Annotated in this window: 13 protein-coding genes; 6 read left to right on the forward strand and 7 right to left on the reverse strand. The window is 58.7% G+C overall.

Annotated features, from left to right (window positions below; translation table 11 throughout):
- The first annotated feature begins 73 nt into the window (after positions 1-73).
- Positions 74-1,432 (forward strand): dicarboxylate/amino acid:cation symporter, encoded by a 1,359-nt coding sequence (locus AC2FJ6_RS02395; RefSeq protein WP_170774552.1) that lies wholly within the window; start codon positions 74-76, stop codon positions 1,430-1,432.
- 56 nt (positions 1,433-1,488) lie between these two features.
- Here the strand turns inward: AC2FJ6_RS02395 and AC2FJ6_RS02400 are convergent, their stop codons facing one another.
- The 3 genes from AC2FJ6_RS02400 to AC2FJ6_RS02410 form a co-directional block, all read right to left on the reverse strand.
- Entirely contained in the window at positions 1,489-3,843 is a 2,355-nt protein-coding gene (locus AC2FJ6_RS02400; protein ID WP_170774554.1) for a TRAP transporter large permease, read from the reverse strand.
- Positions 3,844-3,860: 17 nt separating this feature from the next.
- Positions 3,861-4,787 (reverse strand): TRAP transporter small permease subunit, encoded by a 927-nt coding sequence (locus tag AC2FJ6_RS02405; protein ID WP_170774556.1) that lies wholly within the window; start codon positions 4,785-4,787, stop codon positions 3,861-3,863.
- 122 nt (positions 4,788-4,909) lie between these two features.
- Positions 4,910-5,992 (reverse strand): TRAP transporter substrate-binding protein, encoded by a 1,083-nt coding sequence (locus tag AC2FJ6_RS02410; RefSeq protein WP_170774558.1) that lies wholly within the window; start codon positions 5,990-5,992, stop codon positions 4,910-4,912.
- Between the two features lie 247 nt (positions 5,993-6,239).
- Between AC2FJ6_RS02410 and AC2FJ6_RS02415 the strand changes: the two genes are divergently transcribed.
- Together AC2FJ6_RS02415 and AC2FJ6_RS02420 are read left to right on the forward strand one after the other, a co-directional pair.
- Positions 6,240-7,673: a cache domain-containing protein gene (locus AC2FJ6_RS02415; protein WP_170774560.1), complete on the forward strand. Its 1,434-nt coding sequence runs from the start codon at positions 6,240-6,242 to the stop codon at positions 7,671-7,673.
- Positions 7,670-8,317, forward strand: a complete 648-nt coding sequence (locus AC2FJ6_RS02420) for a response regulator transcription factor (protein WP_170774562.1) — start codon at positions 7,670-7,672, stop codon at positions 8,315-8,317. Before AC2FJ6_RS02415 ends, AC2FJ6_RS02420 begins: the two co-directional genes overlap by 4 nt.
- Before the next feature lie 83 nt (positions 8,318-8,400).
- On the opposite strand, the gene AC2FJ6_RS02425 is transcribed toward AC2FJ6_RS02420, so the two are convergent.
- A complete protein-coding gene (locus AC2FJ6_RS02425; RefSeq protein ID WP_170774564.1) occupies positions 8,401-9,243 on the reverse strand; it encodes a HalD/BesD family halogenase in 843 nt (280 codons plus the stop codon).
- Between the two features lie 426 nt (positions 9,244-9,669).
- On the opposite strand from AC2FJ6_RS02425, the gene AC2FJ6_RS02430 reads away from it, so the two are divergent.
- The 3 genes from AC2FJ6_RS02430 to AC2FJ6_RS02440 all read left to right on the forward strand — a co-directional run bounded on the left by AC2FJ6_RS02430 (position 9,670) and on the right by AC2FJ6_RS02440 (position 13,083).
- Positions 9,670-11,421, forward strand: coding sequence for an acetolactate synthase 3 large subunit (locus tag AC2FJ6_RS02430; protein ID WP_170774566.1), 1,752 nt, complete (start codon positions 9,670-9,672; stop codon positions 11,419-11,421).
- Positions 11,422-11,488: 67 nt separating this feature from the next.
- On the forward strand, positions 11,489-12,049 hold the full coding sequence (gene ilvN, locus AC2FJ6_RS02435) for an acetolactate synthase small subunit (protein WP_170774568.1): 561 nt from the start codon (positions 11,489-11,491) through the stop codon (positions 12,047-12,049).
- A gap of 293 nt (positions 12,050-12,342) precedes the next feature.
- On the forward strand, positions 12,343-13,083 hold the full coding sequence (locus tag AC2FJ6_RS02440) for a helix-turn-helix domain-containing protein (RefSeq protein ID WP_496668319.1): 741 nt from the start codon (positions 12,343-12,345) through the stop codon (positions 13,081-13,083).
- On the opposite strand, the gene AC2FJ6_RS02445 is transcribed toward AC2FJ6_RS02440, so the two are convergent.
- The 3 genes from AC2FJ6_RS02445 to prfB form a co-directional block, all read right to left on the reverse strand.
- On the reverse strand, positions 13,076-13,852 hold the full coding sequence (locus AC2FJ6_RS02445; RefSeq protein ID WP_170774571.1) for a DUF2189 domain-containing protein: 777 nt from the start codon (positions 13,850-13,852) through the stop codon (positions 13,076-13,078). The genes AC2FJ6_RS02440 and AC2FJ6_RS02445 overlap by 8 nt on opposite strands.
- A gap of 30 nt (positions 13,853-13,882) precedes the next feature.
- On the reverse strand, positions 13,883-15,277 hold the full coding sequence (locus tag AC2FJ6_RS02450; protein WP_170774626.1) for an amidase: 1,395 nt from the start codon (positions 15,275-15,277) through the stop codon (positions 13,883-13,885).
- 186 nt (positions 15,278-15,463) lie between these two features.
- Positions 15,464-16,588 (reverse strand): peptide chain release factor 2, encoded by a 1,125-nt coding sequence (gene prfB / locus AC2FJ6_RS02455; RefSeq protein ID WP_170774573.1) that lies wholly within the window; start codon positions 16,586-16,588, stop codon positions 15,464-15,466.
- Between the last annotated feature and the right edge of the window lie 67 nt (positions 16,589-16,655).

A 16,655-nucleotide genomic window follows, 5' to 3' on the forward strand; every position in this document is an offset into this window, starting at 1 on the left:
GCTTCAATGACATAGCCCGTGATGCAACAGGTTCCCGACCTGCGGGTTTGGCTTTGGTAAAGGGAGACGGACAATGACTCATGCTATTCGACGGCTGCTTGCGGCCAACCTGACAACGCAAATCCTGATGGCCCTTGTACTTGGCTCAGCCCTTGGACTGGCCCTGAACTATTGGCAAATCCCGTTCCTTCAGGAGCATATGGTCAACGGCCTGTTCACCATGGTTGGTCAGATGTTCCTGAACGGGCTGCAAATGCTGGTCGTGCCGCTAGTGGTGTTTTCCTTGCTGTGCGGCGTGGTTGGGATTGGTGATCTCAAGGTGTTGGGGCGCGTAGGCGGGCTGACCTTTGTCACCTATCTGGCGACTACGGCGCTGGCGGTGATGACGGCGCTGGTGTTCGCCAACATCATCAATCCCGGCATGGGATTTGACAGCCTGCATATGGCCAGCGCGGATGTGTCCGTCGCAACGCAGGATACTGCGTGGCAGATACTGGCAAACATCATCCCCAAGAACCCGGTTCAGGCGCTGGCCAATGGCGAAATGCTGCAAATCATCTTCTACGTGATCGTTGTCGGTATCGCCGTGCTGATGATCGGCAGCCGCGCCAAAACTTTTGTCGAGGGTTGCACCTTCATGAACGAACTGGCTATGAAAATCGTCGAGATCGTGATGGCCTTTGCCCCGATCGGTGTCTTTTGCCTGATCGCCAAGACCTTCGCGGTCGAAGGGTTCAGCCTGTTCGCCCCGGTCATCGGGTACCTGACGACCATCAGCCTCACGCTGGTCTTTCACCTCTGCGTGACGCTGATGGTGCTGCTTTATGTGTGCACTGGTCTCAGCCCGCGCGCGTTTCTGCGCAAGATGCGCTCGGCGCAGGTATTTGCCTTCTCGACCTCAAGCTCAAACGCGACGATCCCGGCCTCGATGCAATGCGTGACGCAGCGCATTGGTGTGGACCGCTCGGTTGCCTCATTCGGCATCCCGTTGGGCGCGACGATCAACATGGACGGCACCGCGATCATGCATGGGGTGGCAACCGTGTTCCTGGCCAATGCCTATGGGATTGATCTGGGGCTGGGTGGCTATATGACCATCATCTCGATCTCCGTTCTGGCATCAATCGGAACGGCGGGCGTACCTGGCGTGGGGATTGTGATGCTGGCAATGGTTCTGAACCAGCTGGGTATGCCACTGGACGGGATCGCCATCATCCTTGCCGTTGACCGGATCATCGACATGATGCGGACGGTGGTGAACATCACCGGCGACGCGGTTGTCACCACCATCGTCGCGCAGCGTGTCGGCAAGCTGGACAGGGCGGTATTCAATGACCTCGACGCTGGGACCCTGACCCCCGCCACGCTGGATATTGACCACGAGGCCGAAGCTGTTTTTGCGGAACTGACGCATCCCAAAGCCGAAGCTTGAACAAAAAAGACCGGAGGCCACAGGGCCTCCGGTCTGTCATGCGTCTGTCGGTCCGATCAGTTCGGGATCAGATCCGGCACGATGGTCACGATGGATGGGAAGAACCACAAGATCCCGATACCCACCACCTGGATCAGCACGAAGGGCACGATCCCGCGATAGATATGGCCCGTCGTAACTTCTTTCGGAGCAACACCGCGCAAGTAGAACAGCGCGAACCCGAAAGGTGGCGTCAGGAACGAAGTTTGCAGGTTCACCGCCACCATGATCGTCACCCATTTCGGATCGAACGACCCGCCATAGATCACCGGACCCACAATGGGGATCACGATGTAGATGATCTCGAGGAAGTCCAGCACGAAGCCCAGAATGAACAGCACCAGCATCACGATCAGGAAGACCGTAAACTCGTTGTCAAAACTACGCAGGAACTGCTGGATATAGTGTTCCCCCCCGAACGAGATCACCACAAGGTTCAGCAACTGCGAGCCGATCAGGATGGTAAAGACCATCGAGGTCACCTTGGCCGTCTCGCGCACCACGGGCGTCAGAACCCCGCTGGTGAACAAGACCCAGCAACCAAACAGCAAGCCGAACAGGGCAAACAAGTAGGCGCCATAGGCCACGATGAAGGCAATCCAGGTCTCGACGCTGACATCGCTCTGGTTAATGCGCAGATCGAAGTTCACACCCATCAGCAAGGCCACGATCACGGCCAAAGTCGCCCAGATGATCACCTTGGCCGAGCGGCCCTGATCCTGCAGCTTGCGGTAAGCGGCCAGCATGATCGCCCCGCCTGCCCCCAGCGCCGCAGCGGGCGTCGGGTTAGTCACACCACCCAGGATCGAGCCCAGAACCGCGATGATCAGAACCAGCGGCGGGAAGACCACACGGATCAGATCATTGGTCGCACAGCGCGCGGCGGCCTCTTTGCAGCCATAGATGGCCAGCGCAAACGGCACCGCCAGCAGCACAAAGGTCGCACCCGAGGACGTGGTCGGAGCGATGAACAACACATCGACCAACAGCATCAGCAACAGGCCGATGGCCCCTACAATCAGCGGCTGCGTCGGCTTGGACGGCGCGATGCCGCGACCCATGACCAGCGTCAGACCCAGCAGCACGACCATGACGGCCACACCGGTTCCGATCGGCGCAGCCGAAGCGATCTTGGCTTGTTGCGCAGCGGCCAGTTCCTCTTCGCTCAGGCGGGTCGACTCGGCGGCCCCGCCTGCGGCGTCGATGGCCTCTTGCTCGGCTACGGCCTGATCCCAGGCCAGCTGCCCATGCAGGTCGATCATCGAGGCTTTGCATTCCTCGGACACGTTTGTGCGCAGCGATGCGCCCTCACCGATATCCGAGAAAGCCGAGACGCTGATATTCTGGCTTCCGACAACACCAGCACTGCTCAGAACCATCATTCCCACGATCAGCGCAACCGGTGCACCCAGCAACCAGGTCAGACCTTCGGCACGGGTGATCGGCTCACCACTACCGCCTGACATTTCAACGGCCGGGGCCTTTTCCGGATTCAGCAGCGCATAGCCAAAGGCATAAAGCGCATACAGCAGCGCCAGCATGATCCCCGGCAGCAAGGCAGCCTGAAACAATGTCCCAACCGAGACCACAGCGGGCTCACCCAGATAGGTCAGCGCGTCTGTACAACCCGCATCCTGCGCGCGGGTTTCCTGCGCGGTCGAATACAGGTCTCCTGCCAGTGTCCCCAGCAGAACGATCACGATCGAGGGCGGAATGATCTGTCCCAGCGTTCCCGAGGCCGCGATCACACCGGTCGCCAGTTCCGGCGAGTAGTTGTTGCGCAGCATGGTTGGCAGCGCCAGCAGGCCCATCGTCACCACGGTCGCACCCACGATCCCGGTCGAGGCCGCAAGAAACGCCCCCACAACCACAATCGACACAGCCAGACCACCGGGCAGCGGGCCAAAGACACGCGCCATCGTGGTCAGCAGATCGTTTGCGATCTTCGAGCGTTCCAGCGTGATACCCATCAGGACGAACATCAGAACGGCCAGCAGGGTTTCAATCGACTGACCGGCCAGCACGCGTTCGTTCATACGGTTCACGATGAATGACACATTGCGGTCCAGCGCGGTTTCCCAGCCCTGCACAAAGACCGGTTCGGCGATCCTTGGTAAGTCTGGGAAGCGGAACACCGATACCGTTTCTGGTTTGACCCCCGAATTGACGAGGTCCCGGTACGCTTGGGAGCCGGTATCAATTGCCTGGTGGATCAGCAGCCCCGCACTGTCCAACGCAGCGATGATCCCGAAGGAAATGATCCCTGCCCCGCCGATAGCAAATGCCACCGGAAAACCGGATAGGATGCCTCCGAAAAGGCAGAAGAATACGATAATGAGGCCTATCTCGACGCCATCAAGTCCGAATAGCATAGTCTTGGTCTCCGTCCTTAATGCGTGCCTTCGAAGGCTTCTTCACCCTCACCAAGGCTGTCCTTGTCGAGGTATTTTCCGGTGCTCTCGGACCCTTCCGAGTATTCCAGGAACGAGCGGTAGAGGAATGCGATGGCGTGCAGGAACACCATGGCCGCAAATGCTACCAGCAGGATCTTGAACAGGAAGTAGGCGTTGAACCCGTTGGGGCTGAAGCCGATGGTTTCCACGTTCCAGCGCAGCGCGCGGGATTTGGCGACCAGACGGTCCAACGTATCACTGGCCGAGGGTTTCGGCACGATCAGGTGTCGCCACATGAAGTACCAGCCATACATCCAGGTCAGCACGGCCATGGGCATCATGAATAGAACCGCACCGCACATATCGACCACACGCTTGGCCCGATGGCTGATGCCTGCGTAGATCAGGTCAACGCGTACATGCCCGCCCTGAACGAAAGTGTAGGTGCAGCACAGGCAGACAACCATGGCGTTATAAAGTTTAAGTTCTTCCGCGAACCAACTGATATCTTGCGTAAACGGGATACCCAGGCCAAAGGACATATCGGGCCGGGTAAAGACCCGCTGCATGAACACGATGACGATCTGCTGGATCACCATCAGCAAGCCGGCCCAGGCAAAAAAGCGGCCGGTTGTGTTCGCAAAGCCCTCAAGGACCCGCACCATTCCCCACATGAAATTGCGGTAATACAGGCCAACTGCGGTCAGAACCAAAAAGAAGGTAAAGACCACAAAGTAGAACTCGACCGAACCGCCGTAATAGACAAAGCGCATGATCGACGCCTTGTCCGACCAGTCCAGCCAGAGCTGCGGATGCGTGATGGCGTATCCGAAATTATAGAAAGCTTCGGCAATGTTCTGAATGAGCCATAGCAGCCCATTCCACAGGGCGCCGAAGAACGAGATACCGTTATCGTCCTGCATGTTGTCCCCAGGTCGCGTCAGTTGCACGAGGTGTTATCGCGGGCATGTCCAAGCCCGGCGCGTGCAACGGGAAAGGTTTCCCCGCACAGGGCGGGGAAACCATTTGGTCGTGAGTAGGTTGCTTAGCCGCGAACGCGGTCGCGCTGCGTGGTGTAGGCACCCGAGGACAGGTTCTGCCACGCCGAAGATGCTGCCATCGACGACATTGCGCTGTCGTGGATTTTCTTGAACAGCTCGTCGCCCATGTTTTCGTCCAGAACTTCCTGGCTGGCCTGACCGAAGGCATCCCAGACGCTGTCGGGGAATTCCAGAACCTTCACGCCGCCCGATTGCAGACGCTGCAGCGCCGCACCGTTATTGGCCAGGAATTGCGCCAGGTTCCACTGGTGCGCTTCGCCAGCTGCGATCTCGATGATCTTCTGCTGTGCCGGTGTCAGTTCGTCGAACACGTCGCGGTTCGTTGCCAGCGACAGACCTGCGCCCGGCTCGTGGAAGCCCGCGGTGTAGTAGGTCTTGGTGATTTCCTGGAAACCGGCTTTTTCATCCGCCCAGGGGCCAATCCACTCGGTGCCGTCAATCGCACCCGAGGACAGCGCCTGATACACTTCCGAGCCCGGAATGTTCTGAACCGATGCGCCCAGCTTGCCCAGCGCCTGACCACCCAGACCCGGCATACGGAACTTCAGACCTTGGAAATCCTCGGGGCCGTTGATCTCTTTCGAGTACCAGCCACCTGCCTGCGCACCGGTGTTACCCGCCAGGAAGGATTTCAGGCCGAAGATCGAACCCAGCTCGTCATGCAGCTCCATGCCGCCATCATGGTAGTACCAGTTCACAAGTTCCTGCGCGGTCATGCCGAAGGGCACGGCAGTGAAGAACGCATAGCCCGGATGCTGACCTACAAAGTAATAGTCGGCAGCGTGATACATGTCGGCCTGACCGGACGACACCGCGTCAAACACTTCGAAGGCACCAACCAGTTCGCCAGCGGCCTTGATTTCGACATTCAGGCTGCCGTCGGACATAGTGTTGATGCTGTCGGCACAACGTTGAGCGCTGTCGAACACGCCCGCCAGACCGCGACCCCACGAGGTCACCATGGTCAGGGTGCGTTTGCCCTGTGCATAAGCCGGAGCTGCCAGCGTGGTGGCGGCAGCGGCCGAGCCGCCCAGTGCAGATGTTTTTAGAAATGAACGACGATCCATATGAGTGTTCCTCCCCTACATAGTCCAATCCCCCGAACTTTGCGGGGGCAGTCGTTTTCAGTGCGGCCAGCCTAATGACGGGAATTTGAATGTGAATACCTACTACTACGTAGGATTGCCGGTTTTTGAGGTGGGTGCGGGACAAAACCGGTAAATCTGGGGCCCATTTTCCGGCGAAACGGGCGACGTCACGATCGCAGACCCAAAGATTTTGCATTTTGACGCCTGCTTGCGTAACGATTCGACCATGAGGGGAATCCGCAATCTGATCTCGCTGACCTATGGCCAGAAACTGTCGCTTGTGGCGGCCATTCCTCTGTTGGTGGCCGTGGCAGCGATTGCATTCTTCGTCACCTACGAGGCCCGCGCTACCGCCGAGCGTGAAATTCAGGCGCTGGAACGTCGCCTGATCGAAGCCAAGAAAGAAGAGCTGCGCAACTACGTCACGCAGGCCCGCAACGGGTTCGCCTATATCTACGGCCGCGCCTCGACCGACGACAATGTGGCTCAGAATCTGGTCACGCAGATTCTGTCGGCCATGATCTACGGCAAGGATGGGTTCTTCTTTGTCTATGATTACGACGGCAACAATCTGGTCAGCCCGCGTCAGACCCAGTTCATCAACCGCAACTGGGAAGGTCTGACCGATAGCGACGGCACCCCGATTGTGGACGAGTTCATCCGCCTCGCCCGGCAGGGGGCTGGTTGGCACAGTTTCATGTGGCAAAAACCGTCGACCGGGGAAGAGGCGCAGATGATCGCCTATGTGGTTGGTCTTCAGGATTGGCGATGGGCCGTGGGCACAGGGGTCTTCATCGACGATATCGTCGCCACCGTCGCCAATGCCCGCGCCGAGGTCGAAGCCCGCGTGCAGCGCACCTTTGCCTATATCGGGGGTATCGTTCTGGCCGCCGTTCTGATCGTGTTTGCCTCGGGCATGTTACTGAATTTCCGCGAACGCAGGCTGGCAGATGCCAAGCTGAAAGAACTGACCCAACGCGTGTTTGACGCGCAAGAGGAAGAGCGCGGACGGGTGGCCCGTGAGCTCCATGACGGGATCAGCCAGATCCTGGTCGGTGTGCGCTATGCGCTGGACAATGCCCGCCGCCGGCTGACGCGCGGCGATGACGCAGGCGCGCGCGATCCGCTGGACAAAGGGATCGACCATCTGGGCACCGCGATTACCGAGGTCCGCCGCATCAGCCGTGACCTGCGCCCCGGCGTGCTGGACGATCTGGGTTTGGGCCCTGCCCTTAAGGCACTAACCGATGATTTCCGCGAGCGTACGGGGATCGAGACCGAGTTCTCGACCGTCGTGTTTCGCAACCGTCTGGATCAGGACAGCAAGATCGCACTCTACCGTATCGCGCAGGAGGCGCTGACCAATATCGAGCGCCATTCCGGCGCAACCAGCGTCACCATCGACCTGCGCGGCCACAAAAAGGGCGCGACCATGCGGATCACCGACAATGGCCGCGGTTTGCGCAGCGCACCCAGCGATGGCAGTGCCGGGATCGGGCTGCGCAACATGCAGGAACGGATCGAACAACTTGACGGATCGCTGCGCATTCTGTCATCACGCGGCCCACGCAGCGGAACGGTGATCGAGGTCAGCCTGCCTCTCAGCCACTTGCTGCCGCCGCAGGAAGACGCAACCCCAAACCGAAAGGCCGGAACATGAGCGACACCACGATCCGGGTTCTGATCGTCGATGACCATCCAATGGTTGCCGAGGGGATCCAGTCGATATTGGAAAGCTATGACGAGATCGAGGTGGTCGGCACTCTGGGTAGCGGGCAGGATGCGGTCGATCAGGTGGCTGGGTTGCAGCCGGATGTCATTCTGATGGACCTCAATATGCCCGGCCTCGGAGGCCTCAGCGCGACTGAGATTATTCTCGAACGCCTGCCAGAAACGCGCATCCTGATCCTGTCGATGCATGATAGCCCGGAATATATCTCGACGGCGCTCAGCCACGGGGCCAAAGGCTATGTCCTCAAAGATGTCCCCACGGATGAAATCAAGCAGGCCATCGACGCTGTCATGCGTGGCGAGCAATATCTATGCACCGGTGCCAGCGGCTCTCTTGAGCCCAAGGGCGACAACACGCGTGAGGCCCTGACCGGGCGCGAACAAACGATCCTGCTGGAACTCGCACAGGGCAAGTCCAACAAAGAGGTCGCTCAGACACTGGACATCTCGGTCCGTACGGTCGAGACACATCGCAAGAACATCAAACGCAAGCTGGGGATATCCTCGACCGCCGGTCTGACCCGCTATGCGCTGGAACACGGCGTCTTGCAGGGCACCAGCCCAGGGTTCTGACCGCAGCGCGGCACGCGCTGCCCGGCCCAACCGGCGAAGATACGCCGCAGGCGCATCGACTACGGGCGGGAGCCCCGCCCGCTTCAGTCGAGCAAACGGTCCTGCCGCAGCCCTTCCCGATCTAGATGATGTTGCAGCACCCGCCCATAAAGCTGCCGGGTTCGTTCGACGCTGCCGCACATCCCCTCGGCCTCAACGAATGAAAAAATACCCACGTAGCGACGTTGCGTCCCGGTCACCGCTGCGACCCGATGCAACGCGTAACGGCCCTTGAATATCTGAAGATCGCCGGGTTGCAACTCCAATTGCCGGACCCGCGCCCTTTCCCCGCCAAGCACGGCTGAGACGGCTGGAAAATTCTCGTCCGTTGGGCTGCGCAGGTTCGGTACATATTCGAACGCGCCACCCCCCTCGCCGTTTTGGATGGCCAAAGTCACGGTGAAATTGTTGGTGTCGAAGTGCCAGGGAAAGCCCTGCCCCTCCTCCACCACATTGATGATCACATCCGCCAAAGGATCGTCATAGCGAAAGAAGCAGTCATCGGGCTCATCCAACGCTGCGCGAATAAACGGCAGGAAGTCTGCGCATTCGTAAATTCGTCGCAACGGCCCCGTTTTTGCGAAATTGTCCGCTGGCACAAAGGCGTTTGAGCGGTCAAAAAACTGCCGAACAGGGTGATTTCGATCCAGCGAGGGTTCATCACGGGTAAAATAGGCATTGGTTCGGCTGAATGAACGATGGGCGTGCTCGGCCACCGTATCGGCCTCTTGTCGCAATTGCGCGACTCCGTCGGAATGCACAAACCCTGGCAACACCGCGCAGCCATCCTGATCCAACTCACGCCTCAGATCGCTGATCAACCGCTCATATGCTCGAGAGCCCGGGCAATCTATCGGATACCGTCCAAGGTCAATAAGATCGTGCATGATATCCCGCCTCCATCGCCTATATGCTCGGGTCCACGTTGCCCCAGCATGTTGCCGCTATCATGCTCGTTTCGGACATCACTTTGACACTTTCCGACACGGTCAAATCACAGAGTCGCGTGGATTTCCCTCCAGGTTTTCCCGAAAATTCCCATCATGCGGCAATCTGCGCAATAAAATGTCGCAAAATTCACTGCCTGAGATAGAAAATTGGTGCGATTGCCTGTTGACGCCCCGTCGCGCCGCTCATAATGTCCCTGCACGCAAAAAAGGAGCCTCTGGCGATGAAAGCGCTAGTCGTAATCGTAGGAAACACGCGCATGGGCCGGTGACGGTAAACCATAATTCAACCCATGCGCCTCCGAAAATCTCGGGGGCTTTTTTTTGGCAACACGCAAGACACATGTCGCGAACGGAGCAAAGCAGATGACACGTGAGATGACCGGCGCAAAGATGGTGGTTCAGGCCCTCAAGGATCAGGGCGTGGACACGGTATTCGGATACCCCGGCGGCGCCGTGCTACCGATCTATGATGAGATTTTTCTGCAAAACGACATTCGCCACATTCTGGTGCGTCACGAACAAGGGGCTGTGCACGCCGCCGAAGGGTACGCGCGCTCGACCGGCAAGCCCGGCGTTGCGCTTGTAACCTCAGGCCCCGGTGCCACCAATGCAGTAACCGGCCTGACCGATGCGTTGCTGGATTCGATCCCGATCGTGGTTCTAACCGGTCAGGTCCCGACCTTCATGATCGGCTCGGACGCGTTTCAAGAGGCTGACACCGTTGGCATCACCCGCCCCTGCACCAAGCACAACTGGCTGGTGAAGGATACGGATTCGCTTTCTGAGACCATGCACGAGGCTTTCCACGTCGCCACCTCTGGCCGCCCTGGTCCTGTGCTGATCGACATTCCTAAGGACGTGCAGTTCGCCTCGGGTGACTATACCGGCCCGAAACCTTCGACCTCACATTACCAGCCAGTTTTGAAAGGCGATCTCGAAGAGATCACCGAACTGGTTGCCGCGATTGAGACGGCGAAAAAACCTGTCTTCTACACGGGTGGTGGCGTGATCAACTCGGGCCCCGCGGCCAGCCAGTTGCTGCGCGAGCTGGTGGATGCAACCGGCTTTCCGATTACCTCGACCCTGATGGGACTGGGGGCCTATCCGGCGTCGGGCGAGAACTGGTTGGGCATGCTGGGAATGCATGGTCTCTATGAGGCCAATCTGGCGATGCATGACTGCGACCTGATGATCAACATCGGCGCACGTTTCGATGACCGGATCACCGGGCGCATTGATGCGTTCTCGCCGAACTCGAAAAAGGCGCATATCGACATTGATCCGTCGTCCATCAACAAGGTGATCCGCGTCGATATCCCGATTGTCGGGGACGTGGCACATGTGCTGGAAGATATCCTCAAGGTCTGGAAAGCACGTGGGCGTAAAACCGACGCAGCGGCGGTTAAACAATGGCAGTCGCAGATCGCGGATTGGCGCAAGGTCAACTGCCTGGCCTATACCAACAGCGAAAAGACGATCAAACCGCAATACGCGCTGCAACGTCTTGAAGAGCTAACCAAAAACCACGACCGCTATATCACCACCGAGGTCGGCCAGCACCAGATGTGGGCAGCACAATATCTTGGGTTCGAAGACCCCAACCGCTGGATGACATCCGGTGGTCTGGGCACCATGGGCTATGGCACTCCGGCCTCGATCGGTGTGCAGATGGCGCATCCCGACGCGCTTGTGATCAACGTCGCAGGTGAAGCCTCTTGGCTGATGAACATGCAGGAAATGGGCACCGCCGTTCAGTACCGCCTTCCGGTCAAACAGTTCATCCTGAACAACGAACGTCTGGGCATGGTGCGCCAGTGGCAGGAATTGCTGCATGGCGAGCGGTACTCGCATTCGTGGTCCGAGGCCCTGCCCGACTTCGTCAAACTCGCCGAGGCCTTCGGGGCCAAGGGCATCCTGTGTTCCGACCCTGCCGACCTGGATGACGCGATCATGGAGATGATCAACTATGACGGCCCTGTCATCTTTGACTGTCTGGTTGAAAAGCACGAAAACTGCTTCCCCATGATCCCGTCGGGCAAGGCCCATAACGAAATGCTGCTGGGCGAGGCCGAAACGCAGGGCGTGATCGACTCCAAAGGTTCGGTTTTGGTTTAACAAAATTCGTCGAATTTTGTCGGGCGCTTCAGTACCCGACCTTCGCAGGATGATGAAAGGGACTTAAATGTCTGCCCTACATATCAAACAAGGCTCCACCCGCCATTCGGCCTATAACCTAAGGCCCACATTCTCGGACGTGCAGGAACGGCACACGATTGCGGTTTTGGTCGAAAACGAACCGGGTGTTCTGGCTCGCGTGATCGGACTGTTCTCTGGCCGTGGATATAACATCGAAAGCCTCACCGTGGCCGAGGTCGATCACACCGGCCACCTGAGCCGCATTACCATCGTCACCACCGGCACGCCGCAGGTGATCGAGCAGATCAAGGCCCAGCTTGGTCGCATCGTATCGGTCCGGGATGTGCACGATCTGACGGTCGAGGGCTCATCGGTCGAGCGTGAGCTGGCCATCATCAAGGTCGTGGGCGAAGGCGACAAACGGGTCGAAGCTCTGCGTCTGGCCGACATCTTCCGCGCCAATGTAGTAGACAGCACCCTGAATTCGTTCATTTTCGAAATCACTGGGGCCCCGGACAAGATCGACGCCTTTGCCGACCTGATGCGCCCGCTGGGCCTGGTTGAAATCGCCCGTACCGGTGTCGCGGCCTTGCTGCGTGGTGACTGAATGAATTGCCCCGCCCATTGCATGTAGGCATCGGACGGGGCTAAACATTCACAAAACTGCAGACAATATGCAGTTATGTCTGTTTATTTTTTACATAACAGAAAATAATCGAATAAAAGATTATACAAATAAAAATAAAGCCTATTGCCTTTGTGGTTTAGCGCGTTAGCTTCGACACGTAACGTGGCGTTTCTATGCGCCTGTTGGGGTCCTAAGTACGATTTCAGAACATGCGCGACCGTTTGGTCAGACATGGTACGGTTTCACAAAAACACTTGAATACCGGGACAGAAATGACCAACGACACCCGCAACCCTGCTGACTTGCGCAGGATGTTCGGCGCAAACCTCAGGCAGCTCGCGCAGCAATACCCCTCTGTTTCCGAACTCTGCCGTCAGCTTGGCATCAACCGGACTCAATTCAACCGGTATTTGGGCGGACAGAGCTTTCCCCGCCCCGATGTTCTGGACCGCATTTGCCGGTTCTTCGATGTCGACGCCCGTATTCTGTTGCACCCTCTTGAGGCATTGGACAAGGCCCCTCTACACCCCGCCGCTTCGGCCCTGACCGAGTTTCTGGGCTCGGGGCCCACGACGTTGACCGAGACGCTGCTGCCCGCCGGATTCTATTCTGTGTCAGAGACGGATCTTGAAAACCCCTTCCCGTCCCGGCGCCGGCTGCTGCACGCCCGCCGCCTGCCCCAATGCACCCTGATTCGCAGCTTCGAGCCCCCCTCGGATGGCAAAGACAGTTCAGCCAAAGCGCGCGAAGTTCAGGGGATCGCCGCTTGTGCCGGTCATCAAATCTATATCCTGATGTCCTGCCGCGCCGCCCAGAACAGCCGCATCTACCTGATGACTCGCAATTCGGACTCGCAAGAAGAGTATTGGCGCGGCGTGGCAATCTGCCTGTCCAAGACGAATGCAAATGCGACCACCATGCGCAAACTCCAGCTGCGCCATCTGGGCACCAAACCGACCGAGGCATTGCCCGCCGCCCGCACCGCGCGCAGGTTGAAAAGCCGCTTTAGGTAAGTCCTTCGGCCTCTGTAATCTGACGGTAAAGATGCCAGCTTGCATGCCCCAATAGCGGCAATACTATCAGCAAGCCAAGAAACCAGGGGATCATGGCGACAAAGGTCAGAACGGCGATCAGCACCCCCCAACCCAACATGACCGGCAGGTTTGCACTGACATAGCTATAGCTTGCAATCATCGCCGTAACGAAATCCAGTTCGCGGTCCAGCAGCATCGGGATGGACAAGACGGTGATCATGTAAAGCACGGTCGCGAAAACTGCGCCCACCGCCGTGCCCACCGCCAACATGGTCAGCCCATTGGCCGTCAGATACACCTCGACTGAAGTGGATACGTTGGTCATGGTCGACAACCCCATGAACAAAGCAAAGATCATGTGACCCAGAAAGAACCAGAACAGGAACATGACCACGATGATTGCGCAGATCGACGGCAACTGACGCCGCCCCTGCTGCGCCACGACACCAAAGATCGCGCCATAATCCAAAGGCTCCCCCAGTTCCAACCGGTGAGAGACCTCATACAGCCCCACCGCCGCGAAGGGGCCCAACAACGGAAATCCGATCGCGGCCAGCACCAGCCAGTATGAGGTTTGAGTCTGTATTGTCACCCAGGCAATCGCCCAGCCGGCCAGCACATAGAACCCTGCAAACAGCAGCCCAAAAACCGGCGCGCGGCGAAAATCAGCCCAGGCACGGCGCAGGGATTCGCGCAGCATCTCACGGCTGACCGGTCCCATTTTCGGAACGCCAAAGGGTTTCTCCATCACATTCTCCTCCCCTCATCCTTCCTTCTATCAGGCCGGTCTTTTCTGCGGCCAACGCGTGGCCTCATGATACGCCGCCCCGATGGACAGAACCTGCCCATCGGCCCCTTTGGGTCCAAAAATCTGCATCCCCATCGGCAACCCCTCGGCCCCTAACCCGACGGGCACGGACAAGGCAGGCAGACCAATCAGACTGACAGGCACCATGACCTGCATCCAGCGATGATAGGTGTCCATCTTCACCCCTGCGATTTCCGTCGGGAACGGCGTGTCCAGCTCAAACGGCCAGACTTGCGCAGATGGCAGCACCAACATGTCATAATCAACGAACACCTCTGCGGCCTTGCGATACCAGTCCGAGCGAATGACGCTGGCGCGATGCACCTGCATCGCCGTCAAGGCCAAGCCCCGATCCAGCTCCCACTGCGCGGTGTCTTTCAGCTTTGAGCGGTGTTCAGTCAAAGGCCTCAACCCGGCGGCCACGCTCCAGGCGCGTAGCGTCACCCAACTATCCCACATCAATTCCGCTTCGAATGGCGGCGCAAGTGGTTCCACTTGCGCGCCCAGATCCGAAAACACCGCAAAGGCCTGCGCGCATTGATCCAAAATTCCGTCTTCAAACGGAAAGGCACCGCCCCAATCCGCCAACCAACCAATCCGCAGGCCGCGCATATCGGCGGGTCTGACCCGTGAAACCGGCGTGCAAGCCGCAGATAACGGCTGTCCCGCGTCCGGCCCTGAGATCACGTCCAGCAACACGCCCAAATCCTCTGGACTGCGCGCCATAGGCCCCAGAGTCGACAACTGATGCAAATACCCGTCCCCTTCGGGTTGGGACGGAACGCGTCCCCAGCTTGGTCGAAACCCATAAACATTGTTCCAGGCCGCTGGGTTGCGCAAGCTGCCCATCATGTCTGACCCATCCGCCAGCGCCAGCATCCCCGAAGCCAAGGCCACTGCGGCTCCGCCAGAGGAACCTCCGCAGCTACGCTCAGCATCATATGGGTTGCGCGTCGCCCCATAGACCGGGTTGAACGTGTGCGACCCCAAACCGAATTCCGGCGTATTGGTCTTGCCGATCAGAATGGCCCCCGCCGCCCGCAACCGTGCCGCGATCAGATCGTCAGCCTCCGGTACATGCCCTGCAAACAGCGGCGAGCCTTGGGTCGAGGCCATCCCGGCCACATTGACCAGATCCTTGACCGCCATCGGCAACCCATGCAGCGGGCCCCGTCGCGGACCTTCATCCATCGCCCGCGCCTCGGCCATCAATTCGGCCTCATCCCGCAGCGCCACGATGGCGTTCAATCGGCCATTGACAGCCCCGATCCGCTCCAGCGTCAACCGCATGACATCCGCAGCCGAGACCTGCCCCGATGCCATTGCGCCCAAAAGTTCAGTTGCGGTGATTTGGCTCAGTTCCATCCCGGTCCCATCGGCAGTCATATCGCGTCAATACGATCAGCCTAACGACCCCGCCGCACCATTTAAACCCACTGTTTAAATGTATCTTTTCCGGTCCACCGCCGCGCAAGGATCCCCTTCATCTGGCCCAAAATATCCCGGGGGAGTCGCGCGCACGCGCGGCGGGGGCAGAGCCCCCTGCCAGACTTATTCACCTTGCGCTTCGGACCGGGACTTGCCAGCCACATCCAGCGCCAAAGTCGCCGCCATGAACCCGTCCAGATCCCCATCCAACACGCCCTTTGTGTCCGAGGTCTCATGGTTGGTCCGCAAATCCTTCACCATTTGATACGGTTGCAACACGTAAGACCGGATCTGGTTGCCCCAACCCGCATCACCCTTGGCCTCATGCGCGGCGTTGATATCCGCGTTCCGGCGGTCCAGCTCTTGCTGGTAGAGGCGCGATTTCAGCGCCTTCATGGCGATGTCCCGGTTCTGGTGCTGCGATTTCTCGGAACTGGTCACAACGATTCCGGTCGGGATGTGCGTGATCCGCACCGCCGAGTCCGTGGTGTTCACGTGCTGACCACCCGCGCCGGATGACCGATAGGTATCAATCCGAATATCCGCAGGGTTTACCTCGATCTCGATATTGTCGTCGACCACCGGATAGACCCAGACCGAGCTAAAGGACGTGTGTCGCTTGGCCGCCGAGTCATAAGGCGAAATCCGAACCAGCCGGTGTACGCCGCTTTCCGACTTCAACCAGCCATACGCGTTGTGACCCGAAATCTTATAGGCTGCCGATTTGATCCCTGCCTCTTCGCCCGCGGTCTCGGATTGCAGCTCGACGGTGTAACCCTTCTTCTCAGCCCAACGCACATACATTCGCGCCAGCATTGAGGCCCAATCACAGCTTTCCGTCCCACCCGCGCCCGAGTTGATCTCAAGGAAGGTATCGTTGCTGTCGGCTTCGCCGTCCAGCAGGGCTTCTAGTTCTTTCTTGGCGGCCTTGGCCTGCAGCGCCTTGATCGCGCCCTCGGCGTCGGTAACAACCTCTTCGTCCTCTTCCATCTCGCCCAGTTCGATCAACTCGATATTGTCACTCAGATCGGTCTTGATGGTTTCATAGGTCTCAATCGCATCGACCAGCATCTGCCGCTCGCGCATCAGCTTCTGTGCATTCTCGGGATTATCCCACAAGTTCGGATCTTCAACACGCGCGTTGAATTCCTCAAGACGATGAGGTGCGGTCTCATAGTCCATGCGCTGCGCCAGCAGCTCCAGCGACTTTTCGATTTCCGCCACGATATTCTGGGTTTCGGCGCGCATGGTCAGGTCCCAACTTGCTCAATCAGGCTTGCGTGATAGCAAGAGGTTGGGGCCACCACAAGACAGC

Source organism: Ruegeria sp. CDSA089 (genome assembly GCF_059612205.1).

Coding starts and splice junctions, on each gene's coding strand:
- AC2FJ6_RS02430 (WP_170774566.1), top strand. CDS start 9,670: ATGACACGTGAGATGACCGGCGCAAAGATGGTGGTTCAGGCCCTCAAG.
- AC2FJ6_RS02420 (WP_170774562.1), top strand. CDS start 7,670: ATGAGCGACACCACGATCCGGGTTCTGATCGTCGATGACCATCCAATG.
- AC2FJ6_RS02405 (WP_170774556.1), bottom strand. CDS start 4,787: ATGCAGGACGATAACGGTATCTCGTTCTTCGGCGCCCTGTGGAATGGG.
- AC2FJ6_RS02445 (WP_170774571.1), bottom strand. CDS start 13,852: ATGGAGAAACCCTTTGGCGTTCCGAAAATGGGACCGGTCAGCCGTGAG.
- AC2FJ6_RS02410 (WP_170774558.1), bottom strand. CDS start 5,992: ATGGATCGTCGTTCATTTCTAAAAACATCTGCACTGGGCGGCTCGGCC.
- AC2FJ6_RS02400 (WP_170774554.1), bottom strand. CDS start 3,843: ATGCTATTCGGACTTGATGGCGTCGAGATAGGCCTCATTATCGTATTC.
- AC2FJ6_RS02450 (WP_170774626.1), bottom strand. CDS start 15,277: ATGGAACTGAGCCAAATCACCGCAACTGAACTTTTGGGCGCAATGGCA.
- ilvN (WP_170774568.1), top strand. CDS start 11,489: ATGTCTGCCCTACATATCAAACAAGGCTCCACCCGCCATTCGGCCTAT.
- AC2FJ6_RS02425 (WP_170774564.1), bottom strand. CDS start 9,243: ATGCACGATCTTATTGACCTTGGACGGTATCCGATAGATTGCCCGGGC.
- prfB (WP_170774573.1), bottom strand. CDS start 16,588: ATGCGCGCCGAAACCCAGAATATCGTGGCGGAAATCGAAAAGTCGCTG.
- AC2FJ6_RS02415 (WP_170774560.1), top strand. CDS start 6,240: ATGAGGGGAATCCGCAATCTGATCTCGCTGACCTATGGCCAGAAACTG.
- AC2FJ6_RS02395 (WP_170774552.1), top strand. CDS start 74: ATGACTCATGCTATTCGACGGCTGCTTGCGGCCAACCTGACAACGCAA.
- AC2FJ6_RS02440 (WP_496668319.1), top strand. CDS start 12,343: ATGACCAACGACACCCGCAACCCTGCTGACTTGCGCAGGATGTTCGGC.